Origin of the sequence: Streptomyces venezuelae ATCC 10712 (genome assembly GCF_008639165.1) — a bacterium.
GTDB lineage: Bacteria > Actinomycetota > Actinomycetes > Streptomycetales > Streptomycetaceae > Streptomyces > Streptomyces venezuelae.
This window is the reverse complement of the sequence record NZ_CP029197.1, coordinates 219,664-243,114: the sequence shown is the minus strand read 5'-3', so window position 1 is coordinate 243,114 and position 23,451 is coordinate 219,664. Positions and strand designations below refer to the sequence as shown.

Below are 23,451 nucleotides of genomic sequence, written 5' to 3'. Positions count from 1 at the left end.
CCTCTCTCGTACGGGTGGGGCGGCGGGCCCGGGGCTCAGGCGTCGTCGGAGGCGGGCTCGGGTTCGGTGAGCAGCGGGTAGACGCCGTTCTCGTCGTGGTCCTCGCGGCCGGTGACGGGCGGGTTGAAGACGCACAGGCAGCGGAAGTCCGTCTTGACCTTGAGGGTGTGCCGTTCGTGCCCGTCGAGCAGGTACATCGTTCCGGGCACGATCGTGTACGTGCGGCCGGTCTCGTGGTCGGTGAGCTCGGCCTCGCCGGCTGTGCAGACCACGGCCTCGACGTGGTGTGCGTACCACATGGAGGTCTCGGTGCCGGCGTAGAGCACCGTCTCGTGGAGGGAGAACCCGACCCGCTCGCGGGCCAGGACGATGCGCTTGCTCTCCCAGGTGCCGGACGCGGCCTTCACGTGCCGCTCGGTGTTCTCGAGTTCGTCGAAGGAACGGACGATCATGGGTGATCCCTTTCTGATCCGGGGAGGAGGTGAGAGGCGGCGTGGTCAGGGGTCAGGCGGAGTGGCGCACGGCGCGGGCGAGGATGCCGAGGCCCTCGTCGAGCTCGTCGTCCGTCACGGTCAGCGGCGGCAGCAGCTTGACCACTTCGCCGCGCGGGCCCGAGGTCTCGACGAGGAGACCGGTCTCGAAGGCGCGCCGGCAGACGGCTTCGGCGCGCTCCCCGTCGGTGAACTCCAGGCCCCACACGAGCCCCCGGCCGCGGACCGAGAGGCCCGCGCGCCGGTCGCCGCCGCACAGGTCGAGGAGGGCGCGCTCCACCCGGTCCGCCCGCTTCAGGGTGCGCTCGCGCAGGGCGCCGTCGCGCCAGTAGGTGTCGAGGGCGGCCGTCGCGGTGACGAAGGCGGGGTTGTTGCCGCGGAAGGTTCCGTTGTGCTCGCCGGGCTGCCAGACGTCGAGCTCCGGCCGGAAGAGGCAGAGCGCCATGGGCAGGCCGTAGCCGCTGATGGACTTGGAGAGGGTGACGATGTCGGGCGTGATGCCCGCCTCTTCGAAGGAGAAGAAGTCACCGGTGCGCCCGCAGCCCATCTGGACGTCGTCCACGATGAGCAGCATGTCGTGCTTGCGGCAGAGCTCGGCGAGCGCGCGCAGCCACTCGGCGCGGGCGACGTTGATGCCGCCCTCGCCCTGGACGGTTTCGACGATCACGGCGGCCGGGTGGTCGAGGCCGGAGCCGGCGTCGTCGAGGAGCCGCTCGAACCAGAGGAAGTCGGGGAGCCGCCCGTCGAGGTAGTCGTCGAAGGGCATGCGGATGGCGTGGGGCAGCGGGACGCCCGCGCCGGCCCGCTTGGCGGCGTTGCCGGTGACGGCGAGCGAGCCGAGGGACATCCCGTGGAAGGCGTTCGTGAAGGAGACCACGGTCTGTCGACCGGTGACCTTGCGGGCGAGCTTCAGTGCGGCTTCCACGGCGTTGGTGCCGGTGGGGCCCGGGAACATCACCTTGTAGGGCAGGGCGCGCGGCTCCAGGACCGTGGAGTGGAACGTCTCCAGGAAGTCCCGTTTGGCGGTCGTCGACATGTCGAGGCCGTGGGTGACGCCGTCGTTGCCGAGGTAGTCCAGGAGGGCGCGCTTGAGGACCGGGTTGTTGTGCCCGTAGTTCAGCGAGCCGGCACCGGCGAAGAAGTCGAGGTACGGGCGGCCCTGCTCGTCGTACAGCCGGCTTCCGCTGGCACGTTCGAAGACGACCGGCCAGGCGCGGCAGTAGCTGCGGACCTCGGATTCGACGGTCTCGAAGACGGTGGGCGTGGCGATGTCGGTCAGGGTCACGGAGTCTCTTCTCCAGGGTGTGGTTCGGGGGCGTGCAGGAACGCGGTCGGTGGTCGGCTCAGGAGGCCGGGCGGCCGAGGGGACCGATCCGGTACAGCACCTCGGACTCGTGTCCCGCCGCGGGGAAGGCGGCGGACGGGAACAGGACCTCCTGGGTCAGTTGCGCGCCGTGCCGACGGGCGTAGGACCGGAACAGCCGGTCGGAGGCCACGTTCCCCGGGGTGACGGTCGCCTCGACACGGCTGACGCCGTGCTCGGCGGCCACCTGTGCGGACAGAGCGTCGAGCAGGGTCCCGGCTACCCCGGTTCCGCGGCGCGAACCCTCGACGGCGATCTGCCAGACGAAGAGGGTGTCCGGCGCGTCGGGGCGCAGATAGCCGGTGACGAAGCCGACCGGGCGTCCGGAGGTGTCACGGGCGACGGTGGTCGTGTCGGCGAAGTCGCGGCACCACAGCAGGTAGCTGTACGGCGAGTTGAGGTCCAGTTCCCCCGAGCCGCGGGCGATCCGCCAGAGCTCGGCGCCGTCCTCGACGGTCGGGGGTGTCGTACGGATGGGGGTCGTCGTACGGGTGGTCGGCGTGCGGGTGGTGGTCGTCCGTGCGGTGGTCATGGGCGCCGAAGGTACCGAGTGGATCTCGGAACTTCCTGGTCCGAAGGGGTTGTTGCGGGCGCGACGGCGTGATAGGTGCACCGAGGTCGATCGTGAGGGGATTGTGGCTCGCGCCACACGGAAAAGGTGCAGAAATCAGGGCAAAATGACCGTTTATAACGGATGGGTAACGCCTTCGGGGTGCATCCTGCCTTCTCGCCAAGAACGTGAGAAAATCCGCCATTTGACGTTTGAAGGGCCCGGGAGCGGTCAGGCGTAGGGGCCGGTCGCGTGCGGGGCCCGCCGCGCACACCTCGGAACGCGCCGGAGCCGGGCCGGGTACCGCGAGCCCGGCCCGGCTCCGTTCGGTGCTGCTCCCTGCCGTCGCGTGGGGGCGGCGGCGGGGCGGTCTACCAGATCGCCTCGACCCACTCCGGGTGGTCGATGAACGGGTTCCGGTTGCCCTGGTAGGTGGTGAAGATGATGTCGTTGCGGCGCTCCTCGAAGGCGCTCGGCGGGTCCTGCTCGTTCCACTGCTTCAGGACCGAGAGACGGCCGTGGAAGCGGACGCTGCCGTTGGTGGTCGACTCGTTCGGCTCCAGGTCGGCCCAGGCGTCGTCGCCCTCGTAGCGGACGGCCATGTAGAGGATCATCCGGGCCACGTCGCCCTTGTCCGCGTCGCGCGGCTCGAAGGAGTCGCTGTCCGTGTAGCTGCCGGGCGCGCCGCTGACCGCGCTGCCGCCGTTGTCGAAGTCCTTGTTGCCGCGAATGCTGTTGACCTGGACGTCCGCCGCGCGCAGGTGGTGCAGGTCGGTGCCCGGGCCGGCCGAGGTGCCGAAGTTGCCGTGGGACTGCGCCCAGGTGTGCTCGCGGTTCCAGTCGCCGACGGCACCGCCGTTGAGGTTCTTGCTCCGCGAGGTGCCGCTGTAGAGCAGGACCACGTTGGCGGTGTTGTTCGGGTCCTGGTCGGTGGTCTTCAGCGCGTTCCAGACGGCGTCGTACGAGATCTTGCTCTGGCTGCTGATGATGGTGTGCAGCGAGGACTTGAGGCTCGTACCGGTCTTGCCGATCGCGTTCTTGTAGTACGTGCTGTCGTACGCGGTGGTCGTCGCGGCGGCGGGGGTCGCGGTGACCGTCGGAAGGGTGAGCGTCACGAGGACGGCGGATATGGCCGCCGCCCACGCCTTGCCTCTGGGGATCCGTGCAACGGACATGGGGGGCCCTTTCCCGGGGAGGACACGCGTCGGGGCACGGCGGCCGCCCGAACGGCACCGTGTTCTACGCGTGTTGACTGGTGGTTGCCGGGAGCGTCGCACAGCCGAGCGGATGCCTGTGTAACCGGGAGAAGGCGGTTCCATGACGTTCTCGCATACGGAGGAACCGTTGACGGGGCATCAGTTTCCGGACAGGGGTGCCTCTTCGGGGTCAGTTGCCCCGCACGTCCACCGGCATCCCCTTCGGCTCCTTGATCCGCTTCATGATGATCTGCGAGTTCACCTCGGTGACCCCGGTCAGAGTCGTCAGCCGCTCGATCCACAGCCGCTCGTACGCCGCGAGGTCGGCCACCGCGATCCGCAGCAGGCAGCCGGGGCTGCCGAACAGCCGGTACGCCTCGATGACGTCCGGCACGTCCTGGAGCGCCTCCTCGAAGGCCTCCACCGTCTCCCGGTCCCGCCGCACCTCGACCGAGACGAGCACCTCGAAGCCGCGCCCCACCGCCTCCGGATCGATGATCGCCCGGTAGCCCCGGATCACCCCGTCCTGCTCCAGCTGGCGCACCCGGCGCAGGCAGGGGGAGGGGCTGAGGCCGACCCGCTGGGCCAGCTCCTGGTTGCTCAGCCGACCGTCGTTCTGGAGCTCGCGCAAGATGTGGAGATCAATTCGGTCCATGGCGCAATTATCTACCACGCTGAAACAATTCTGCGGACCATTTCGCAATCGCCTTGCGCGCCTCCTGTCCTATCGTTGCGGCGCAGCACGATTTCGGTACGGAGTAAGGACGGCAGGCATGAAGCGGACGAACGACGGGGGAGCGCGCCGGATCGTCGTCATCAGCACAGGCGGCACGATCGCCAGCCGCTGGCAGGGCACCGGCTACGCGGCCGACGCCTCCGGCGACGACGTGCTCGCCACCGCCCCCCTCCCCGAGGGCGTCACCGTCGAGGTCGTCGACCTCTTCAACGTCAACAGCTCCCGCATGACCGCGGCCCACCAGCTCGCCCTGCTGCGCACCGTCCACGAGACCTTCGCCGACCCCGGCGTCGACGGCATCGTGATCACCCACGGCACCGACACCCTCGAAGAGACCGCCTTCTTCCTGGACCTCCACCACACCGACAACCGCCCGGTCGTCCTCACCGGCGCCCAGCGCCCCTTCGGCACCGGAGACGGGGACGGCCCCGGCAACCTGTACGACGCGCTCCAGGTCGCCTCCTCCGTCAGCGACCTCGGCGTCCTGGTCGTGTTCGACGGGCGCGTCCACGCCGCCCGCGGCACCGTCAAGACCCAGACGCTCGCCGCCGACGCCTTCTCCGACCCCTCGGCCGAGCGCCTGGGCCGCGTCGGCTTCTCCCGCGTCGACATCGAGCGACAGCCGGAGCGCCCGACGCCGCTGCCCCTGCCCGCCGCCGCCCACACGGCGGTTCCCGGCGCGACCGGCCCCGACGCCGTGCCGCTGCCCCGGGTCGACATCATCACCCACCACTCCGACGGCGACCCCTTCCTCCTGAACGCGGCCGTCGCCGCCGGATCGCGCGGCATCGTCCTGGTCGCCACCGGCGCAGGCAACGCCACCCCGGAGATCGCCGCCGCCGTCGCCGACGCGGTCGCCCAGGGCGTCCTCGTCGCCGTGACCACCCGTGTCCCCGCCGGACCGCTCGCCGAGATCTACACGGGCGGCGGCGCCGTCGACCTCGTCGCCGCCGGGGCCCTGCTCACCGGCACCCTCCGTGCCGCCCAGGCGCGGATCGCCGTCCTCGCGACCCTCCTCGCCGACGGCGGCACCGGTGCGGGCGACCCCGCCCGCAGCACCGCCCTGCTGCGCCGGCTCCTCGACGGACCGGTCCGCGCCGAACCGGCCCTCGCCACCGGCGGCTCCCGCTCGGCCTCGGCCGTCGCCGCCCGCGCCTGACCGGCGCCCCCCGAACCCCGGCTCGCGGGCGGCGCCCTCCCGCCCTCCCGCGAGCCGGAGCCCAACCCCACCGAGGCGCGGCGGCCTCACGGCTCCGCGACACCAGGGCTGTCGCGGTGCCGCGGCACAGTGCTCCGCGAGCCCGAAGCTCCGTGGTGCCACTGCGGCACGGCTCCCCGCCCGGACCCGCCACGCCGACCGGCCCCGCCGTAGACCCCGTACGCGCGGTACGCATCCCGGGTCCGCCGCACCCGCGGCACCCGCCGTACGCCTGCCGCGCGGCCGTCGTCCACGGGCCGGCCGTACCCCTCGTACGGCCCTCAGCCCGGCGCCGTCCCGACGCCCCGCCGGCCGGGCGCGCCCCCCACGTACCACCCAGCCCACCCTCCCCGCAGGCCCCCTCGTTCAAGGACGGCAACCATGCTTCCCGCTCCCGCCCCGCACCCCGCTCCCGTCCGTCGCGAGCACGACCTGCTCGGCGACCGGGACGTCCCCGCCGACGCCTACTGGGGCGTCCACACCCTGCGCGCCACCGAGAACTTCACCGTCACCGGCACCCCGATCTCCGTCTACCCGCTGCTGATCGACGCGCTCGCCGCCGTCAAGGAGGCCGCCGCCCGCGCCAACGAGGAACTGGGCCTGCTCCCCGCCGACAAGGCCGCCGCCATCGCCGGCGCCTGCCGGGAGATCCGTACCGGACAGCTCCACGAGCAGTTCGTCGTCGACGTCGTCCAGGGCGGCGCGGGCACCTCCACCAACATGAACGCCAACGAGGTCGTCGCCAACCGCGCGCTGGAACTCCTCGGCCACGCCAAGGGCGACTACCACCGTCTCCACCCCAACGAGGACGTCAACCTGGGCCAGTCCACCAACGACGTCTACCCGACCGCGATCCGCATCGCGGCGATCGGGGCGGCCCGCGAACTCCTCCTCGCCATGGCCGTGCTCCAGGACGCCTTCGCCGCCAAGGCCCTGGAGTTCCGCGACGTCGTCAAGATGGGCCGCACCCAGCTCCAGGACGCCGTGCCCATGACCCTGGGCCAGGAGTTCTCCACGTACGCCGTGATGCTGGAGGAGGACCGCAGCCGGCTCGCCGAGGCCGTCGAGCTCATCCACGAGATCAACCTCGGCGCCACCGCCATCGGCACCGGCCTCAACGCCGCCCCCGGCTACGCCGAGACCGCCCGCCGCAACCTCGCCGAGCTCACCGGCCTGCCGCTCGTCACCTCCGCCAACCTCATCGAGGCCACCCAGGACTGCGGCGCCTTCGTCCAGCTGTCCGGGGTCCTCAAGCGCATCGCGGTCAAGCTCTCCAAGACCTGCAACGACCTGCGGCTGCTCTCCTCCGGGCCGCGCGCGGGCCTGAACGAGATCAACCTGCCGCCGGTCCAGGCCGGTTCGAGCATCATGCCGGGCAAGGTCAACCCGGTGATCCCCGAGGTCGTCAACCAGGTCGCCTTCGAGGTGATCGGCAACGACATCACCATCACCATGGCCGCCGAGGCCGGACAGCTCCAGCTCAACGCCTTCGAACCGGTCATCTTCCACGCCCTGTCGAAGAGCCTGCTCTCCCTGCGCGCCGCCTGCCTGACCCTCGCCGAGCGCTGCGTCAGCGGCATCACCGCCAACACCGAGGCGCTCCGGGCGGCCGTGGAGAACTCCATCGGCCTGGCCACCGCGCTCAACCCGCACCTCGGCTACACCGCCGCCACGGCCATCGCGCAGGAGGCGCTCGCCACCGGGCGCGGGGTCGTCGAACTCACCCTGGAGAAGGGCCTGCTGCCCGCCGAGCGGCTCGCCGAGCTCCTCACCCCGGAGCGTCTCACCGGCGCCCCCGGGGCCGCCCTCGCCTGACCTCTCCGCCCCCTCGGCCCCGGGTACGGTGACGGGTTCACACCCCACGCATCCGGAGCCGAGGAGGCCACGCATGACCCACGCGGAGGGAAGGGACCAGGCCGAGCACGTCGTACGGCTGGTCCGTGACGTACTCGGAGCCGAGGTGCTCGCGGCCTCCCTGCACGGTTCGGCCGTTCTCGGCGGACTGCGGCCGGGCAGCGACATCGACGTGCTCGTGACCGTGCGCCGCGGCACCACCGCGGTCGAACGCCGTTCCCTCGTCGAGGCGTTGCTCGCCGTCTCGGGCGAGCGGGCGTACCGGGGCCCGGCCAGGCCCGTGGAACTGAGCGTCGTGGTGCGCTCCGAGGTCCGTCCCTGGCGGTACCCGCCGGTCTGCGACTTCCTCTACGGGGAGTGGCTCCGCGACGACTTCGAGGCGGGCGTGGTCCCGGCGCCCGCGCCGTGCCCGGATCTCGCGCCACTGATCACCATGGCGCGGGCCGGGAACGCCCCGCTCTTCGGACCGCCTCCCGTGGAGGTCTTCGACCCCGTCCCGGAGGACGACCTGCGCGCCGCGATCGTCGCCGGTGTCCCCGAGCTGCTCGACGACCTGGACGGGGACACCCGGAACGTCCTGCTGACCCTGGCGCGGATCCTCAGCACCCTGGCCACCGGTGAGATCCGCGCGAAGGACGCCGCCGCCGACTGGGTCCTGGAGCGCCTTCCGGCCATCCACCGCCCGGTCCTCGCCGAGGCCCGTGCGCTCTATGTGGCGGGGGAGTACGGGAGTTGGACGGAGAGACGGCCGGAAGTCCGTGCACTCGCCCGGTATCTGACGGCATCCGTTCGAGAGGTGTACCCGAGCTGAAGTTACCCGTCGGTTTCTCGTGACTTCCCCGATGGCCGACAGTAGAACATGTTCCCATTCCCTCACGAGTGAGGAACATCACATGAGTGAACTCCCCCTGCCTGCAAGGGGAATGGGTGGCGTGAGTCGCCGTCGATTCCTCGCAGGAACAGGTTCTGTTCTCGGCGCCGCGGCCCTCGCCGGCCACAGCACCCCCGCCCACGCGGAAACCCGCCTCGCCGACACCCCCCTCCCCACCGGCTCCCACGTGCCCGCCCTCGTCATCGGCACCGGGTACGGCGGCTCCGTCGCCGCACTCCGCCTCGCCCGGGCGGGCATCGCCGTCCACATGGTCGAGATGGGCATGGCCTGGAACACCCCCGGCCCCGACGGCAAGATCTTCGCCAACACCACCCGGCCCGACTACCGCTCCTTCTGGCTGCGGACCCGCACGAAGCAGCCCCTCAGCAACTTCCTCGGCTTCCCCCTCGACAAGGACGTCCCCAGCCACACCGGCATCCTCGACGCGGAGGACTTCGCCGGCATCACCGTCTACCAGGGGCGCGGCGTCGGCGGCGGCTCCCTCGTCAACGGCGGCATGGCCGTCACCCCGCGCCGCGAGAACTTCGCGGCCATCCTCCCCACCGTCGACGCGGCGGAGATGTACTCCACGTACTACCCGCGCGCCAACGCCGGACTCGGCGTCACCTCCGTCGACCAGACCTGGTGGGAGAGCGCCGCCTGCTACCAGTACGCCCGCGTCGGCCGCAAGCACGCCCAGCGCTCCGGCTTCCCGTTCGTCTTCGTCCCGAACGTGTACGACTGGGACTACATGAAGCAGGAGGCCGCCGGAGCCGTCCCGAAGTCGGCCCTCGACGGCGAGGTCATCTACGGCAACAACGCCGGCAAGAAGAGCCTCCAGAAGACCTACCTGGCCCAGGCCGCCGCCACCGGCAGGGTCACCGTCTCGGCCCTCCACAAGGTCACCTCCGTCACCCCGGCGGCGGGCGGCGGCTACACCGTCGCCATCGACCAGATCGACACCACCGGCGCCACCCTCGCCAGCAAGACGGTGACCGCCGACAAGGTGTTCTTCGCCGCCGGAAGCATCGGCACCAGCAAACTCCTCACCCGCCTCAAGGCCACCGGCGCCCTCCCCGCGCTCAACAACGAGATCGGCAAGGGCTGGGGCGACAACGGCAACGTCATGTGCGGCCGCGCCAACCACATGTGGGACCCGACCGGCAAGCTCCAGTCGTCCATGCCCACCGCGGGCATCGACAACTGGGACGCGGGCGGCGCCTTCGCCGAGGTCGCCCCGCTGCCCACCGGCATCGAGACCTACGCCTCCTTCTACCTCTCCATCACCAAGACCCCCCACCGGGCCGAGTTCACCTATAACCCGGCGACCGGAAAGGTCGACCTGAGCTGGGACAGGGCCTGGAAGCAGACCTCCATCGACGCGGCGAAGACCATCTTCGACAAGATCAACGCCAAGGAGGGCACGATCTACCGCACCGACCTGTTCGGTGCGTACAAGATCTGGGGCGACCACCTCACGTACCACCCGCTCGGCGGCGCGGTCCTCGGCAAGGCGACCGACAACCACGGACGGCTCCACGGCTACTCCGGGCTGTACGTCATCGACGGCTCGCTGATCCCGGGCAACGCCAGCGTCAACCCGTTCGTCACCATCACGGCCCTCGCCGAACGCAACATCGAACGGATCGTCGCCGAGGACTTCTGAGCCCGAACGGCGCTACGGGCACGGCGCCACCCACGAGCGCGGCGCACGGGAAGGGCCGGCCGGTGACCACCGGCCGGCCCTTCCCCCGCGCCGCGCTCAGTGCGTCGGCAGGACGCACACCTCGTCGAGCCCGAGGACCCGGTTGAGCCGCCCGAACGCCAGCCACGACCCCAGACTCATCGTCAGCTCCACGATCTCCGCTTGGCTGTACCGGGCCGTCATCCGCTCCCAGAACTCCTCGTCCAGACCGTGATGGTCCAGCGCGTACCGCTCGGCGTACTCCGCCGCGAGCCGCGTCCGCTCGTCGAAGGCCTCCGAGACCTCCGTCTCCCGCCACGCCGCCACGAGCTCGTCGAAGCCCTCCTCGACCTTCACCCCGTCCCGGTCGGTGCGCCAGTCCAGGCAGAACCCGCAGCCGTTGATCTGCGCGATCCGCAGCCGCGCCGCCTCGAACTCGCGCAGCCCCAGCGTCGTGTGCGCGTACACCGACAGCGAGAAGTTCGCCGCCGCCGTCCCGATCTCCGGGACCATGTCGCCCCACACGTACCCGATCGGCTCCTGGCCCTCGGGAATGTCGATGATCACCGTGGTCTCCTTCCCAGCTTCCCGACCGCCGGACGCAGCGGCACGTCCAGCGCGTCGTACAGTCCCGGCTCCGCCGCCACCAGCCAGTCGATCGCCCCGACCAGACGGCCCACCGCCGTCGCGTTCCCGCCCGCCGACCTGTTCTCGCCCTCTGCGGTCGCCGCGACCGTCACCTCGATCCGGGGGCTCCCCTCGACGATCACCCGGTGCGCCCCCGCCCCGTCCGGCGGCACCGGCCAGTCCGGCGCGCACGAGGGATGGATGCGGGTCACGTGTTCGATCACGAGGAGCGGCTCCCCGCCGACGATCCCCTGCACCTCGAAGCGGATCGCCCCCTGCGTGCCCGCCTCGAAGACCCCCATCGTCCGGGTCTTCACGGTCGACTCCAGCGGGCGCCGCTCCATCGTCTCGCGGATCTCGTCGAGTTCGGCCCCGAGCGCCCGGGCCATCAGACGTATCTGACCGCCCCAGATCATGGTCGGCACCGAGGGCCACAGCATCGGCGGCTCGTACTCCAGCGGCCGGCCCATCCCCACCAGTTCCCGGACCGACTCCTCCTGCTCGTACGTCGAGTAGTCGAAGATCTCCTGGCAGCGGATCGCGTCCACGGTGCTGCCGAGGCCGCTCACGAGCAGCGGCAGCACGTCGTTGCCCCAGCCCGGGTCGACCCCCGACACGAACAGCGAGCCGCCCCCCTCGGCGACGGCCGCGACCATCGGGTCGCGGAACTCGGGCGGCGCGTTGCGCTGGTCGTACAGCGGGTAGAGCGCGGGGGTCACCACCACCGCGCCCGACCGGACCGCGCGCGCCACGTCCTCGATCGCGCCGTCGGGCCGGGTGTCGCCGGAAGCCGCGTACACCACCGCCCCCGGCCGGGCGTCGAGCACCGCGCCGACGTCGTCGACGGCCGCGACCCCGAGGTCGTGGCCGAGCCCCGCGAGCCGCCCCGCGTCCCGGCCGACCTTCGCCGGGTCGGAGACCAGTACGGCCGCGAGTTCAAGCCCTGGATGGGCGTCCACGGCGCGGATCGCCGCGCGCCCGACATTTCCGGTACCCCACACCACCGTCCGAATCATGCGCGGAGGGTAGCGCCGGGCCCCGAAGGTTCCCAGACCCGTGACGCGATGAACTGACGAATCGTCAGATCTGCTCGTCGCCGGCCAGCCGCAGCGCCACGAACGGCACGGTGTCACCCGGCAGCAGATACCGCTCCACCTCGACGAAGCCGCGTGCCAGCGCGAACCGCAGCCCGTCCTCGTTCGAGGCCTGCACCACCGTCTCGACGCCCTCCTCGCTCAGCGTCCGCGCGTGCGCGAGCCCCCGCTCGTACAGCGCGGTCCCCACGCCCCGCCCGCGGAACCCGGGCAGCGTCCGCGCGATGACGGTCGCCGCCGCGGTCTCCTCGTCGGGCGGACGCACCGTCGAACAGCCGACCACGACGTCCCCGAGGTACGCCACGTCCAGCCGGTTGCGGCCCGCGCGCTCCCGCACCTCGTCCGGGGAGAGGACGGCCGTGGGAATGATCGTGTTGTGGACGGCCCGCCAGTCGGCGAGCTGGGCGTCGGTCCGAGCCCACTCGATACGAAGATCGTTCATCCGAGCAGGAAACCGCCCCCCGGCCCGGCGGGTCAACCGGATTGGGAAGCGGGTACGTGGCACCGGCGCCCGGCGGGCCGGGCCGACAGGCCCGGGACCCCCGACCGGGGCGAGACCCCGGCCGTACGGGTGAGGGCGCCGGTGCCGTGGCAGCGGGAGCCGCCGAACGGGTACGGATCGCAGCACCGCCCCCGGCCAGAAGGATCCGTCCATGTCCGTCCGCAAGGGCGCCCCCGCGCTGCTGGGCGCCGGCACGCTGTGCGCGGCCCTGTTGCTCTCCGGCTGCGCGAGCACCGCGCCCCCCACCCCCGCCGCGCCCGCAGGGACGGCCGCCGCGGCACCGCCCGCCGGTGACGCCCGCCCCCAAGGAGCCCGGCCCGGCGCCGCTCCCGAGGCCGGCGGGCCGGGGGAGCCGGCCAACACCCTCGCCTCCGCACCGGTCCCCGCCCCCCGGCTCCCCGGCGTCGGCCCCGTCACCCAGGCCCTCGTCCCCGACGGCACCACCCAGGCCCTCGTCGTCACCGGCGCCACCGCCGACGACAACACCTCCACCGCCACCCTGTACGAGCGGGACCCCGGCGGCCGCTGGACCGAGTCCGCCGGCCCGTGGCCCGCCCACAACGCGCTCCAGGGCTGGACCTCCGACCACACCGCGGGCGACCTGCGCACCCCGATCGGGGTGTTCCGGCTCGGTGACGCGGGCGGGCGACTCCCCGACCCGGGCTCCCGCCTCCCGTACGACCAGGACGAGGAGTTCGCCATCAGCGGTACGGGCTTCTCCGGCGAGTCCCTCGAAGGCTCCTTCGACCACGTGGTCGCCATCGACTACAACCGGGTGCCGGGCAGGACGCCGCTGGACAAGGAGCGCCCGCTCGGCGCGGAGAAGGGCGGCGGGGTCTGGATCCACGTCGACCACGGCGGCCCCACCCAGGCCTGCGTGGCCCTGGAACGCGAGTCGCTGCGCGAACTGATCCGCGCGCTCGACCCGGCGAGGGAGCCCGTGATCGTCATGGGCCCCGCCCCCGAACTGGCCCGCTGAGGAAGGCGGAGAGGGGGGCGCGGGACCGGGACCGCGGGTCGGCCGGGCCCGCCGGCGCCGCCGGGTCGAGGCCCGCCGCCGGACTCGACCCGGCGTGCGGCCGGCCCCGGCGCCCGGGGTCAGGACCCGCCGCTTCCCACCGTCCCCCGGAACGCGCCCGTGTGCAGGCGGACCTGTTCCGGGGTCAGATACGCGTCGGTGTACTCGAAGTCCCGCAAGGTGCCCGACTTCGCCGCCAGGAACCCGGTCCGTACGAAGTCGTCCCCGGCCACCGCGTTCAGCAGCCAGTTCGTCATCACCCGGGTCTTGGCCACATTGGTCCGCAGCGCCGCCCAGTGGTAGGCGCGGGCCACGGCCTGCGCGGGCGCCCCGTGCAGCTCGACGCCGAGCGGCTTCGACACCCCGTCGAGACCGCCGAGGTCGACCACGAGGCCCAGGTCCTTGTGGGTGTACGGGCGGGTCGGCTCGCCGCGCAGCGTCGCGACCAGGTTGTCGGCGAGCGCCTTTCCCTGCCGCATCGCGTGCTGCGCGGTGGGCGGGCAGATCGCGCCCTCCTCGCCCTTCGCGAGGTCGGGGACGGCCGCCGCGTCGCCCAGCGCCCACACTCCGTCGACCCCCGGCACCGCCATCTCGGGCGAGACGACGAGCCGGCCACGGAACGTCTCCGCGCCGACCGTGCCGATCAGCGGACTCGCGGCCACCCCGGCCGTCCAGATCAGCGTGCGGCTCGGCAGCACCCGCCCGTCCGTGAGCGTCACCGCCTGGTCGTCCACCGAGGCCACGGAGACCCCGAGGGACACCTCGATGCCGCGCTTCGTCAGGATGTCCAGGGCGGCGGCGCCCAGCTTGTCGCCCAGTTCGGGCATCAGCTTCGGGGCGATGTCGACCAGGTGCCACTTGATCAGCTTCGGATCGATCCTGGGGTACCGCTTGGCCGCGTTGTGCGTGAGCAGCTGGAGACAGGCCGCCGTCTCCGTACCCGCGTATCCGCCGCCGACCACCACGAACCTCAGCCGCGCGGCCCGCTCCTCCTCGTCGTTGCTCGCGTCCGCCAGGTCCAGCTGGGCGATGACGTGGTCGCGGATGTACACGGCCTCCGCGAGCGTCTTCATGCCCCGCGCGTGCTCGGCGAGCCCCGGAATGTCGAAGCTCCGCGTCACGCTGCCGGGCGCGAGCACGAGATGGTCGTACGGCTCGGTCACGTACTCGCCGGCGATCGTCCGCACCACGCAGGCCTTGGCGGCCGTGTCCACGCCGACCACGCCGCCGGGCACGATCCGGGTACGGTGCCGTTCGCTGCGCCGCAGCGACAGCGCGACCGACTGCGGGGTCAGCACCCCCGCCGCCACCTGGGGGAGCAGCGGGAGGTACAGCTGGTACGAGAACGGCGAGAGCAGCGTGAGCTGCGCCTCCCGCTCCGCGAGGCGTCGTTCGAGCCGCCGTACGCAGCCGACCCCGGCGAATCCGGCGCCCACCACGAGAATCCTCGGTCGCGTCACGCTGTCCGCCCTTCTCTCATGAGCGTGGAGCCCGTATAGCGATATTTAGGCTGGATATCTGTAGTTCACTCTTTTTATCGTCATTGCGGTGGTATCGCTCCTCGACGTGGTCCGCTTCGGCCCGAGAGGCCTCGGCCCCGCCACCGCTATGCGCTCGGCTACCCCGTCCCCGCCGTCTCACCACCCTTGTCCGGCGAGTCCCGGGCAGGCGCGACGCCGTCCCGTCGGGTGCCATGGGGACATGACAGAAGACCGGTCACGCCTCCGCCGGGACGGCCCTCGGCCGCGCGCCACCGAAGGCCGCCGGCACACCTCCCGTACGTCACCGTGGCTCATCGCCGGCTCGCTCCTGCCGGGTCTTGCGGCCGTCGTCGCACTGACCCTCACGTGGAAGGAGGGCACCGACACCCTCAAGCAGGGCAACGCCGAACTACGCGTCGCCGAACAGGGGCAGATCACCGAGCGGTTCACCGCCGCGATCGAGCAGCTCGGGGAGGACGACGAGGAACTGACCTTCGGCGGCGTCTACGCCCTGGAGCGGATCATGGAGGACTCGGCGCGTGACCAGCCGAGGATCGTCTCGGTGCTCTCCGCATTCGTACGGTCCCACGCCCCCGTCCCGGCCGGCGGCTTCGCCGCGCACAAGGCGGGTGCCGCGCCCCCCACCCTCCCTCCGCCCGTCGTGGCCGTCATCGGCGTCCTGGCGGACCGGCCGCCCGGCCGCGACGGCTCCGCGGTCGTCGACTGGTCCGACAGCGACCTGCGGGGCCTCCGGCTGGCGGTCGGCAGCCAGGTGCCCGGCGGGCCGCCCAAGGTGCCCCGGTTCCCGTTCGGCGGAAGCAGACTGAAGAACTCCGACCTGCGTGACGCGCGGTTCACGGCGGTGGACCTGAGCCGGGCCTTCCTCGACGGCGCGCGACTGGCCGGCGCCGAACTCACCCGGGTGGACCTCACGGGCGCCGACCTCACGGGCGTGGACGCCGAGGGGGCGCATGTCCGCGATTCCGTCCTGAAGGGGGCGGTGCTCCGCGGTGCGAAGCTTCCGAAGGCGGACTTCGTCCGGACCGACCTGACCGGCGCGTACCTCCAGGAAGCGCAGCTCCCGGGCGCCCGCTTCTCCTCGGTCGAGGACTTCTCCTCCGTCGCCGAGGGCGGGCGACTCGCCGGAGCCCACCTGGACGACGCCGACCTGACCGGCTCCTTCCTCTTCCGGGCGGACCTGACGGGCGCCGAGCTCCGCAACGCCGACCTCACCGGCGCCCAACTGGGCGGCGCGAACCTCTGCAACGCGGTGCTGAACAACGCGCAGCTGTCGTTCCCTCCGGACCTCCCGGAGGGGCGGGCGAAGACCGGCGCCAACCTGACCCGCGCCGATCTGCGCCATGCCGACCTCAGCCACGCGAACCTGGCCGGCGCGCTGCTGACGGGCGCCGACCTCCGCGGAGCCGATCTGCTCGGCACCGATCTCACGGGCGCGACTCTGGCCGGCGCGGACCTCACCGGCGTCGACCTGAGCGGCGCGGTCGGCCTGCCCCCGGACGCGGAGAGGGGCGAGCCGCTGCCCCCGCCGGAGTCGCGGCGCCCCTGCCCGGCCCGGCCTCCGGTCGCCGGGGCGGGGTGAGCGGGTTACGTTGCCTCGGGGTTCCGGGCGGTGCCGGCCGTCCGGGGCCGCGTTCCCTGTGCACCCTCGCGGAAGGCGGGACCGCTCGCATGACCACGTACCGGGTCGGCTACTTCGTCGGCAGCCTGTCGAAGGACTCCATCAACAGGATCCTCTCCCGCGCCCTGCTCCGGGTGGCGCCGGCGGACCTGGAGTTCCAGGAGATCCCCATCAAGGACCTGCCGCTCTACAACCACGACTTCGACGCGGACTACCCGCCCGAGGGCCGGGCCCTCAAGGACGCCATCGCCGCCGTCGACGCCGTCCTCTTCGTCACCCCCGAGTACAACCGGTCCATCCCCGGCGGCCTCAAGAACGCCATCGACTGGGCCAGCCGCCCCTGGGGCACCAACTCCTTCACCCACAAGCCCTCGGCCGTCATCGGCGCCTCGCCCGGCAAGATCGGCACCGCCGTCGCCCAGCAGAGCCTCCGATCGGTGCTCAGCTTCTGCAACTCCCCGCAGATGAACGCCCCCGAGGCCTACATCCAGTTCGTCCCCGGGCTCTTCACACCGGACGGCGAGGTCACCGACCCGACGACCCAGCAGTTCCTGACCGACTTCATGGCCGACTTCAAGACCTTCATCGAGCGGGTGCTCACCGTCCTGCCCCAGCGCTGAGCGCGGTCAGAGGACCACGACCCCCAGCGGACGCGAGCCCGCCGCGAGACGGCGGGTCTCGCCCGTGTCGAGGTCGACGACGCTGAGACCGTCCCAGTAGCCGTCGCGGGTGAAGCCGCCGGTCACATAGGCGGTGCGCCCGTCCTTCGACACGGCCACGTCCTCGTGCGGCCCCTCCAGGGGGTAGACCCGCTCCGCGCCGCCCGGGGTCCGCACGGTCAGCGAGGGGCCGCGGTCCTCGTCCGGGTCGATCGGCCCCGTGCCCACCGCCAGGAGCGTCCCGTCGGGGGTCACCGTGGCGCCGTGCTGGTGGGTGTTCGCGGTCATGGGCTCGATCGTCGTCCGGCCCGTCCGCGGGTCGACCACCGCGAGCCGCTCGCCCTCGAAGGGGAGCAGCAGCTTGCCGTCCGAGGGCCGGACGGCCGTGTAGTGCGGCTTCAGCCAGGAACCGAGCCCGCCCTCCGTGCCGTAGGGGGCGACCTCCACCCGGCGCGTCTTCAGCGTCCCGGCGCCGACGATCGTGACGTCGAAGGAGTCGTGGTTCGTCGCGTACACCTCGGCGCCGTCCCTGGACACGTCCACGTCGAAGGGCCGCCGGCCGACCTCCACCGTGTCCGTGACCCGCAGCGCCGCCGTGTCGATCACTTCGAGGGTGCCGTTCCCGCCGGGCACGTTGACCCCGACGTACACCCGCCGGCCGTCCGGCGCGAGCGCGATGCCCATGCCGCCGCCCCGGTACTCGCCCGTGGTCACCGGCCCGGTGTCCGTCTCGTACGGGACGAGCGCCAGCCGCTCACGGGTCGTGGTGTCGACGACGGCGACGCCCTCGGCGGTCGCCACCCAGGCCCGGCCGTCCTTCCCGACGACCAGACCGTACGGAGCGGTGCCGACCTTCACGGAGCCGGTGGCGCCGCGCGCCGGGTCGACGAAGGTGACCGTGTCGGCGCCGAAGTCGCTGACCAGCAGCGTGCCCGGCGCGAGCCTGCCCGTCGGCGCGGGCCGCACAGCGCCGGAGGAACCGGCCGTGGGCGGCGCGGTGCCGGGGGAATCCGCCGTGGCCGGCGTGGTCGCGGCCCCGGCGGGCGGGGTCGAACCCGCCGCGGAGGCCGCCCCTCCGGAGCCCTGCGCGCACCCGGAGAGCAGGGCCACGGCCACCGCCCCGGGCAGCAGGACCCGGGCGGTACGGGACGCACGGCGGTACTTCGTCATGGCGGACTCCTCGGTACGGCGAAGGCGGGCGGCGCCGACGGGGGACGGGCCCGCACCCTGCCCCGATCCTCCGCCCGCGCCCGGCGCCGTACGGTCCGACGGCCGGCTCCCGCCCGGGGGCGGGACGGACGACAACGGGGTCAACCGATCGGTCGACCCCGCCGGCCCGGCCCGCCAGGTCCTCAGCGCTCGACGCCGTCCAGGAAGCACTGCACCCGCTCCAGGCACAGCGCCGCCGCCTCCGGCACGTAGGACTCCGCGCCGTACTCCGCGAACAGGTGCGAGGCCCCCGGATACAGGAACAGTCTGCGGTCCGGCGCGTCCGCGACCAGCGCGCGGGCCGTCGCCAGGTCGCCCTCGCCGGCGAAGTAGGGATCGGCGTCCATCCCGTGCACCTGCGCGGGGACACCGGCCGGCCAGGCCCCGCCGAACTCCGTCACCGGCACGCAGGCGCTGAACAACAGGGCGCCGAGCGCCCCGGGCCGGGTCTGGGCGAGCTTCTGGGCGGGCAGCACCCCGAGCGAGAACCCGGCGAGGACGAGTCCGGCGGGCAGCCCCTCGGCCGCCCGCTCGCCCCGCGCCACGAGCGTGCCGAAGCCGATCTCCTGGGCGTACCCCGCCCCGGCCTCCAGGTCGGTGAACGTGCGCCCCTCGTACAGGTCGGGCACGTGCACCGTGTGCCCGACCCGCCGCAGCTCCTCGGCGAACGCGCCGACGCCGTCGGTCAGCCCGAGAGCGTGGTGGAAGAGCAGAACCTCGGCCATGTCGTCATCCCCAGTTCACCGTACGGGCCCGCCCCACCGCGGCACGGACCGATCGGGAAGCAGCATGGCGCACGCCACTGACAACGCCCGGAGCACGCCGACCGGCGTGGCTCTCGGCTCGGGTCCCACGGGTCCTAGCGCATCGGACGGTGCGGCAGGACGGCACCGGCCTGGCCCACCACGCCCGAGGGACCGCCGACGCCCATCGGCCCGCCGACGCCCGGGTGACCGGCCGGACCGCCGTGCGCCACGGCCCCCGCGTGCGCGACCTGCCCGCCGTGCGCGACGGCGCCCTGCGGCCCCTGAGCACCCTGCGGCGGCACCGGGATGACGCGGCTCAGGTCCCGCAGGACGTCCTCGGCCACCTGGCGGACGTCACCCGGAACATCCCCCCGCTCCCGTATGAGCTCGGCGTAGATCGGTGCCGTGCCGTCCGCGTGGTTCATGGGGCTCGCTTCCTTCGTCTGCGCCGGTGTCGTCACCGGCGGGGAGACGGCGAGTCTACGGGGCACCACTGACACGACCGGGACGGGGCGCCCGCACTCCCGCCGGCCACGCGCGCGTACGTCCGATATTCGCTGTCCTTCCCGGACCCGGCGGCCGATCATGGATCATCGAACACCCGGGAGGGACCCCATGAGCCAGGAGACCCTGACTCTGCACGACCTGATGCCGTCCGAGGAACTCGCCGCGGCACTCGCGGACGGGCACGTCACGCGCAAGCGGCACCCCGAGCTGCCGCTGTCGATCTACACGTACACGCGCGCGTGCCAGTACGCCCAGCACTGGAACCGGGCGACCACCCGCTGCCGCGGACTCGTCGCCGACGACACCAGCGGACGGATCGTCGCCCTCCCCCTCCCCAAGTTCTTCAACGTCTCCGAGCACGCCACCGGCCGCCCCTACGCGCCGCCGCTGCCCGACGAACCCTTCGAGGTGTACGACAAGGTCGACGGCAGCCTCGCCGTCGTCTTCCACTACGCCGACCGCTGGCACGTCGCCTCCAAGGGCTCCTTCACCAGCGTCCAGGCGACCTGGGCGCAGCGCCGCTTCGACGCCGCCGACACCTCCGCCCTGACCCCCGGCGTCACGTACCTCGCCGAGATCCTCTACCCGGGCAACCGCATCGTCGTGAACTACGGCGAGCGCCGCGACCTCGTGCTGCTCGCCGCCTTCGGCGCCGACGGCACGGAGATCCCGCTCGCCGAGGCCGCCACGGCATGGCGTCCGGTCGGCTCCGTCGTCCGCGCCTGGCCGGCCATGAGCGTCGCCGAGCTCGTCGCCCTGACCGAGTCCAACACCCTGCCCGGCGGCGCCCGGGCCACCGGCACCGACGCCGAGGGCTTCGTCCTGCGCTTCGCCTCCGGCCTGCGGGCCAAGGCCAAGCTCGCCGAGTACGTCCGCCTCCACAAGGTGCTCACCGGCGTCACGGAACGCGACATCTGGCGCGGCCACGGCATCCAGCGCTTCGCCGCCCTCCCGGCCGGCGCCATCGCCAAGGGCCTCGGCTGCTCCGTCGCCGACGTCGAGGACTCCGGCGGCAAGCCGCTCGACGCCCTCCTGGAGCAGGTGCCGGACGAGTTCGACGCCTGGGTGCGCGAGGTGATCAGCCGCCTCGAAACGGCCGCCGCGGAGCGCGAGCGGGCCGTCGACGAGGCGTACGCCCGGCTGGCGCACCTCGCCGGCGACCGGGGCGCCTTCGCCCGTGCCGCCGCCGGGATACCCGACCGGGGTCTGCGCGCCGCCCTCTTCCTGCGCCTCGACGGGCGCCCCACCGACCTCCTCCTCTGGCGCCAGCTGCGCCCCGAGGCCTCCGACCCCTTCGCCAACGACCAGGAGAACTGACCGTGCCTGTCGTCCATGTCATGACCGGCCTCCCGGCCTCCGGGAAGACGACGGCCGCCCGCGCCCTCCAGGCCGCCGCCGAGGGACGCGTCCGCCGCGTCAACCTCGACGACCTCCGGGCCATGCTCGACGTCCCCTCGGCGGACCGCGGCCGCTCCCGCGAGCACGAGCGGACCGTGCTCGGCATCCAGGACGCCGCCGTCCGCGCGGCCGTCGACGACGGCTTCGACGTCGTCGTCGACAACACCCATCTGACCCCGCACATCCCGAAGCGGCTGAAGGCCGCCGTGGGCGGCCTCGCCACCTTCGCCGTCCACGACTTCACCGACGTCCCGGTCGACGAGTGCGTCCGCCGCGACGCCGCCCGCGAGCGGCCGGTCGGCGAGGAGATCATCCGCATCCTCGCCGACAAGCACGCCAAGGCCACCCGGGGCGGCTGGCGGCTCACCGCGGAGTGGCTCAACGACCGGCCCACCCTCGGCGAGCCGTACGTCCCCGACCCGAGCCTGCCCGGCGCCGTCATGTGCGACATCGACGGCACCCTCGCGCTGCGCGTCGACCGAGGCCCGTACGACTTCAGCCGCTGCGACCGCGACCTGCTCAACGTGTCGGTGCGGGACGCCCTGCGCGCCTTCCGGCACACCGAGCGGGACCGGATCGTGCTGCTCTCCGGCCGCAGCGAGGACCACCGCGCGCTCACCGAGAGCTGGCTCGCCCACCACGAGGTGCCGTACGACGAACTGTGGATGCGGGCCTCCGGCGACGGCCGGGGCGACGACCTCGTGAAGGCCGAGCTGTTCGACGCCCACGTGCGCCACCGGTACGCGGTCCGCGTCTCGCTCGACGACCGTGACCGCGTCGTCGCCCTGTGGCGCCGGATGGGCCTGCCCACCTGGCAGGTCAACTACGGCGCCTTCTGACCGCGAGACGCCCGGCGCCGGGGGTGGGCCCGCCCGCCCCCGGCGCCGTGTCAGGATCGTGGGATGGTGGAAAAGATCATCGCGGCGTGCGACGGCGCGTCGAAGGGAAACCCCGGCCCCGCGGCCTGGGCATGGGTCATCGGGCGAGCCGACGGAGCGATCGAGCGCTGGGAGGCGGGCCCGCTCGGCCGGGCGACGAACAACGTGGCCGAACTCACGGCCCTGGAACGGCTCCTCGAAGAGCTGGACCCGGCCGTGCCGGTCGAGGTCCGGATGGACTCGCAGTACGCCATGAAGGCCGTCACGACCTGGCTGCCCGGCTGGCGCCGCAAGGGCTGGAAGACCTCCTCCGGCAGCCCCGTGGCCAACAAGGACCTCGTCGTCCGCATCGACGCCCTCCTCACCGGCCGGGACGTCGACTTCGTCTACGTCCCCGCGCACCAGGTCGACGGCGACCCCCTCAACGACGCGGCCGACCGCGCGGCCAGCCACACCGCCCGGACGCAGCAGGCCATCGGCTCGGCGGAGTCCTTCGGCGGGTCCCCGCTGCCGCCTCCGGAAGCCCCGACACGCGCCTCCGCGCCCCGCTCGCGCTCCTCAGCGCCGTCCCGTTCCGCGGGCGCTTCCGCGGGCTCATCGGCCCCCCGCGGGACACGCCCGTCCGGTGGCACGCTGAAGGCGAGATTCTCCGGCCGCTGCCGCTGCGGCAAGGCCTACGACAAGGGCGAGACCATCGCGAAGAACTCCGACGGCTGGGGCCACCCCACCTGCGTCTGAGCCCCTCGGCCGTCCGACTGGCGGGCGGCCCCGTCCGTGGAATGAGACCGGCCCACCCGGGCGCGCGCGAGCCTTCACCCACGCGTGTACCCGGGTTCGCCGGGGGTTCTGTTCTCCGAGCGCTTGTGGCTGCATACTGTCCTCCTCGCCACCGGTGACGAACCGTTTTACCTGCTCATTTGTCGCTCTCTTGACGTGGTCGGCACCGGCGAGAACCTCCCTCCTGCTGCCGCCGCGGCGAACCCTCGGCGGAAGCTTTCCCTGCCCGTGAAAGACCCGAGGTTCCGTGCCAGTACCTGTTCTCCTGACCGGGCGCTCCGTGCGCCTGGAGCCGCTGGCGATGCGGCACGCCGAAGCCCTCGCCCGGGCCGGCGGGGCGGACCGATCGGCCTACGCCTTCACCCCCGTGCCCGACGGCCTCGAATCGGCCCTCGACTACATCGCCCGCGCCCTCACCGATCAGGCGGCAGGCCGATCCCTGCCCTTCGCCCTGGTCAGTACGGCCGACGAGCGAGTCATCGGCTCGACCCGGTTCCTCGAACTCGACTACTGGCGGGGGCCGCTGATCTGGCCGCCCGTCCCCGGCATGCCCCACGGAGATCCGCTGACCTCCGTGCCGGACGCCGCCGAGATCGGGAACACCTGGATCGCCGGAGACGCCCGGGGGACCGGCATCAACACCGAGGCCAAGTACCTCATGCTCCGGCACGCCTTCGAAGCCTGGGGCGTCCGCCGCATCACGATGCGCGCGGATGCCCGCAACACCCGCTCCAGAATCGCGATCGAGCGCCTCGGAGCGAGCTGCGAAGGCGTCCGCAGAGCGCACTCCCGCGGCCTCGACGGAGCCGTCCGCGACACGGCCTTCTACTCGATCCTCGACGAGGAATGGCCCACCGTCCGCGACATCATCGAGCTCCGCCTCTCCACCCCCCGCCAGGTGCGCGTCCCGCAGGATCTGCTCCCGGCCTGAGCCCTTCCCCCACCGCCCCGGCGGGCGCTCGCGGCGCCGCCG

23 protein-coding genes are annotated in these 23,451 nt (G+C 72.7%); 11 read left to right on the top strand and 12 right to left on the bottom strand.

Annotated elements, in window-relative coordinates; translation table 11 throughout:
- Positions 1-35: 35 nt before the first annotated feature.
- The 5 genes from DEJ43_RS01100 to DEJ43_RS01080 all read right to left on the bottom strand — a co-directional run bounded on the left by DEJ43_RS01100 (position 36) and on the right by DEJ43_RS01080 (position 4,255).
- Entirely contained in the window at positions 36-452 is a 417-nt protein-coding gene (locus DEJ43_RS01100; protein ID WP_015031435.1) for an ectoine synthase, read from the bottom strand.
- A gap of 52 nt (positions 453-504) precedes the next feature.
- Complete coding sequence (ectB, locus tag DEJ43_RS01095; protein WP_015031434.1) at positions 505-1,776, bottom strand: diaminobutyrate--2-oxoglutarate transaminase; 1,272 nt, start codon at positions 1,774-1,776, stop codon at positions 505-507.
- A 58-nt stretch (positions 1,777-1,834) separates the two neighbouring features.
- Positions 1,835-2,386 (bottom strand): diaminobutyrate acetyltransferase, encoded by a 552-nt coding sequence (gene ectA / locus DEJ43_RS01090; protein WP_015031433.1) that lies wholly within the window; start codon positions 2,384-2,386, stop codon positions 1,835-1,837.
- A gap of 389 nt (positions 2,387-2,775) precedes the next feature.
- Positions 2,776-3,579 carry an endonuclease I family protein gene (locus tag DEJ43_RS01085; protein ID WP_015031432.1) on the bottom strand — a complete coding sequence of 268 codons (804 nt, stop codon included), beginning with the start codon at positions 3,577-3,579 and terminating at the stop codon, positions 2,776-2,778.
- A 211-nt stretch (positions 3,580-3,790) separates the two neighbouring features.
- Positions 3,791-4,255 (bottom strand): Lrp/AsnC family transcriptional regulator, encoded by a 465-nt coding sequence (locus DEJ43_RS01080; RefSeq protein WP_015031431.1) that lies wholly within the window; start codon positions 4,253-4,255, stop codon positions 3,791-3,793.
- A 118-nt stretch (positions 4,256-4,373) separates the two neighbouring features.
- Between DEJ43_RS01080 and DEJ43_RS01075 the strand changes: the two genes are divergently transcribed.
- The 4 genes from DEJ43_RS01075 to DEJ43_RS01060 all read left to right on the top strand — a co-directional run bounded on the left by DEJ43_RS01075 (position 4,374) and on the right by DEJ43_RS01060 (position 9,925).
- Positions 4,374-5,495 (top strand): asparaginase, encoded by a 1,122-nt coding sequence (locus DEJ43_RS01075; RefSeq protein ID WP_015031430.1) that lies wholly within the window; start codon positions 4,374-4,376, stop codon positions 5,493-5,495.
- 420 nt (positions 5,496-5,915) lie between these two features.
- A complete protein-coding gene (locus tag DEJ43_RS01070) occupies positions 5,916-7,349 on the top strand; it encodes an aspartate ammonia-lyase (protein ID WP_015031429.1) in 1,434 nt (477 codons plus the stop codon).
- Between the two features lie 73 nt (positions 7,350-7,422).
- Positions 7,423-8,199 carry an aminoglycoside nucleotidyltransferase ANT9 gene (locus tag DEJ43_RS01065; RefSeq protein ID WP_015031428.1) on the top strand — a complete coding sequence of 259 codons (777 nt, stop codon included), beginning with the start codon at positions 7,423-7,425 and terminating at the stop codon, positions 8,197-8,199.
- A gap of 82 nt (positions 8,200-8,281) precedes the next feature.
- On the top strand, positions 8,282-9,925 hold the full coding sequence (locus tag DEJ43_RS01060; RefSeq protein ID WP_015031427.1) for a GMC oxidoreductase: 1,644 nt from the start codon (positions 8,282-8,284) through the stop codon (positions 9,923-9,925).
- Positions 9,926-10,021: 96 nt separating this feature from the next.
- On the opposite strand, the gene DEJ43_RS01055 is transcribed toward DEJ43_RS01060, so the two are convergent.
- From DEJ43_RS01055 to DEJ43_RS01045, 3 genes are all read right to left on the bottom strand, one after another.
- Positions 10,022-10,510 carry a carboxymuconolactone decarboxylase family protein gene (locus DEJ43_RS01055; RefSeq protein WP_015031426.1) on the bottom strand — a complete coding sequence of 163 codons (489 nt, stop codon included), beginning with the start codon at positions 10,508-10,510 and terminating at the stop codon, positions 10,022-10,024.
- Positions 10,507-11,586 carry an NAD(P)H-dependent amine dehydrogenase family protein gene (locus DEJ43_RS01050; RefSeq protein WP_041661939.1) on the bottom strand — a complete coding sequence of 360 codons (1,080 nt, stop codon included), beginning with the start codon at positions 11,584-11,586 and terminating at the stop codon, positions 10,507-10,509. The genes DEJ43_RS01055 and DEJ43_RS01050 overlap by 4 nt, the downstream gene beginning before the upstream one ends.
- A gap of 64 nt (positions 11,587-11,650) precedes the next feature.
- The gene (locus DEJ43_RS01045) at positions 11,651-12,106 is read right to left on the bottom strand and encodes a GNAT family N-acetyltransferase (RefSeq protein WP_015031424.1); all 456 of its coding nucleotides are present in this window, start codon (positions 12,104-12,106) and stop codon (positions 11,651-11,653) included.
- A gap of 211 nt (positions 12,107-12,317) precedes the next feature.
- On the opposite strand from DEJ43_RS01045, the gene DEJ43_RS01040 reads away from it, so the two are divergent.
- A complete protein-coding gene (locus DEJ43_RS01040; protein ID WP_015031423.1) occupies positions 12,318-13,145 on the top strand; it encodes a hypothetical protein in 828 nt (275 codons plus the stop codon).
- 119 nt (positions 13,146-13,264) lie between these two features.
- Here the strand turns inward: DEJ43_RS01040 and DEJ43_RS01035 are convergent, their stop codons facing one another.
- Positions 13,265-14,644, bottom strand: coding sequence for an NAD(P)/FAD-dependent oxidoreductase (locus tag DEJ43_RS01035; RefSeq protein ID WP_041661937.1), 1,380 nt, complete (start codon positions 14,642-14,644; stop codon positions 13,265-13,267).
- A gap of 241 nt (positions 14,645-14,885) precedes the next feature.
- On the opposite strand from DEJ43_RS01035, the gene DEJ43_RS37945 reads away from it, so the two are divergent.
- Complete coding sequence (locus tag DEJ43_RS37945) at positions 14,886-16,265, top strand: pentapeptide repeat-containing protein (RefSeq protein ID WP_015031421.1); 1,380 nt, start codon at positions 14,886-14,888, stop codon at positions 16,263-16,265.
- An 89-nt stretch (positions 16,266-16,354) separates the two neighbouring features.
- Positions 16,355-16,924, top strand: a complete 570-nt coding sequence (locus DEJ43_RS01025) for an NADPH-dependent FMN reductase (RefSeq protein WP_015031420.1) — start codon at positions 16,355-16,357, stop codon at positions 16,922-16,924.
- Between the two features lie 6 nt (positions 16,925-16,930).
- Here the strand turns inward: DEJ43_RS01025 and DEJ43_RS01020 are convergent, their stop codons facing one another.
- The 3 genes from DEJ43_RS01020 to DEJ43_RS01010 form a co-directional block, all read right to left on the bottom strand.
- A complete protein-coding gene (locus DEJ43_RS01020; protein WP_015031419.1) occupies positions 16,931-18,133 on the bottom strand; it encodes a YncE family protein in 1,203 nt (400 codons plus the stop codon).
- A 182-nt stretch (positions 18,134-18,315) separates the two neighbouring features.
- Positions 18,316-18,897 carry a dienelactone hydrolase family protein gene (locus DEJ43_RS01015; protein ID WP_015031418.1) on the bottom strand — a complete coding sequence of 194 codons (582 nt, stop codon included), beginning with the start codon at positions 18,895-18,897 and terminating at the stop codon, positions 18,316-18,318.
- 134 nt (positions 18,898-19,031) lie between these two features.
- A complete protein-coding gene (locus DEJ43_RS01010) occupies positions 19,032-19,343 on the bottom strand; it encodes a hypothetical protein (RefSeq protein ID WP_041661936.1) in 312 nt (103 codons plus the stop codon).
- Between the two features lie 190 nt (positions 19,344-19,533).
- Here DEJ43_RS01010 and DEJ43_RS01005 point away from each other — a divergent pair, with 190 nt between their 5' ends.
- The 4 genes from DEJ43_RS01005 to DEJ43_RS00990 all read left to right on the top strand — a co-directional run bounded on the left by DEJ43_RS01005 (position 19,534) and on the right by DEJ43_RS00990 (position 23,409).
- Complete coding sequence (locus DEJ43_RS01005) at positions 19,534-20,742, top strand: RNA ligase (RefSeq protein ID WP_015031416.1); 1,209 nt, start codon at positions 19,534-19,536, stop codon at positions 20,740-20,742.
- Positions 20,743-20,744: 2 nt separating this feature from the next.
- Positions 20,745-21,662, top strand: a complete 918-nt coding sequence (locus DEJ43_RS01000; protein WP_015031415.1) for a phosphatase domain-containing protein — start codon at positions 20,745-20,747, stop codon at positions 21,660-21,662.
- A 63-nt stretch (positions 21,663-21,725) separates the two neighbouring features.
- Positions 21,726-22,439 (top strand): ribonuclease H family protein, encoded by a 714-nt coding sequence (locus tag DEJ43_RS00995; protein ID WP_041661932.1) that lies wholly within the window; start codon positions 21,726-21,728, stop codon positions 22,437-22,439.
- A 286-nt stretch (positions 22,440-22,725) separates the two neighbouring features.
- Positions 22,726-23,409, top strand: coding sequence for a GNAT family N-acetyltransferase (locus tag DEJ43_RS00990; protein ID WP_015031413.1), 684 nt, complete (start codon positions 22,726-22,728; stop codon positions 23,407-23,409).
- Positions 23,410-23,451 lie beyond the last annotated feature (42 nt).

Excerpts from the sequence above, each read along its gene's own strand:
- DEJ43_RS01100 (WP_015031435.1), bottom strand. The coding sequence starts at position 452 with ATGATCGTCCGTTCCTTCGACGAACTCGAGAACACCGAGCGGCACGTG.
- ectA (WP_015031433.1), bottom strand. The coding sequence starts at position 2,386 with ATGACCACCGCACGGACGACCACCACCCGCACGCCGACCACCCGTACG.
- DEJ43_RS01085 (WP_015031432.1), bottom strand. The coding sequence starts at position 3,579 with ATGTCCGTTGCACGGATCCCCAGAGGCAAGGCGTGGGCGGCGGCCATA.
- DEJ43_RS01080 (WP_015031431.1), bottom strand. The coding sequence starts at position 4,255 with ATGGACCGAATTGATCTCCACATCTTGCGCGAGCTCCAGAACGACGGT.
- DEJ43_RS01075 (WP_015031430.1), top strand. The coding sequence starts at position 4,374 with ATGAAGCGGACGAACGACGGGGGAGCGCGCCGGATCGTCGTCATCAGC.
- DEJ43_RS01070 (WP_015031429.1), top strand. The coding sequence starts at position 5,916 with ATGCTTCCCGCTCCCGCCCCGCACCCCGCTCCCGTCCGTCGCGAGCAC.
- DEJ43_RS01065 (WP_015031428.1), top strand. The coding sequence starts at position 7,423 with ATGACCCACGCGGAGGGAAGGGACCAGGCCGAGCACGTCGTACGGCTG.
- DEJ43_RS01060 (WP_015031427.1), top strand. The coding sequence starts at position 8,282 with ATGAGTGAACTCCCCCTGCCTGCAAGGGGAATGGGTGGCGTGAGTCGC.
- DEJ43_RS01050 (WP_041661939.1), bottom strand. The coding sequence starts at position 11,586 with ATGATTCGGACGGTGGTGTGGGGTACCGGAAATGTCGGGCGCGCGGCG.
- DEJ43_RS01045 (WP_015031424.1), bottom strand. The coding sequence starts at position 12,106 with ATGAACGATCTTCGTATCGAGTGGGCTCGGACCGACGCCCAGCTCGCC.
- DEJ43_RS01040 (WP_015031423.1), top strand. The coding sequence starts at position 12,318 with ATGTCCGTCCGCAAGGGCGCCCCCGCGCTGCTGGGCGCCGGCACGCTG.
- DEJ43_RS37945 (WP_015031421.1), top strand. The coding sequence starts at position 14,886 with ATGACAGAAGACCGGTCACGCCTCCGCCGGGACGGCCCTCGGCCGCGC.
- DEJ43_RS01025 (WP_015031420.1), top strand. The coding sequence starts at position 16,355 with ATGACCACGTACCGGGTCGGCTACTTCGTCGGCAGCCTGTCGAAGGAC.
- DEJ43_RS01020 (WP_015031419.1), bottom strand. The coding sequence starts at position 18,133 with ATGACGAAGTACCGCCGTGCGTCCCGTACCGCCCGGGTCCTGCTGCCC.
- DEJ43_RS01015 (WP_015031418.1), bottom strand. The coding sequence starts at position 18,897 with ATGGCCGAGGTTCTGCTCTTCCACCACGCTCTCGGGCTGACCGACGGC.
- DEJ43_RS01010 (WP_041661936.1), bottom strand. The coding sequence starts at position 19,343 with ATGAACCACGCGGACGGCACGGCACCGATCTACGCCGAGCTCATACGG.
- DEJ43_RS01005 (WP_015031416.1), top strand. The coding sequence starts at position 19,534 with ATGAGCCAGGAGACCCTGACTCTGCACGACCTGATGCCGTCCGAGGAA.
- DEJ43_RS00995 (WP_041661932.1), top strand. The coding sequence starts at position 21,726 with ATGGTGGAAAAGATCATCGCGGCGTGCGACGGCGCGTCGAAGGGAAAC.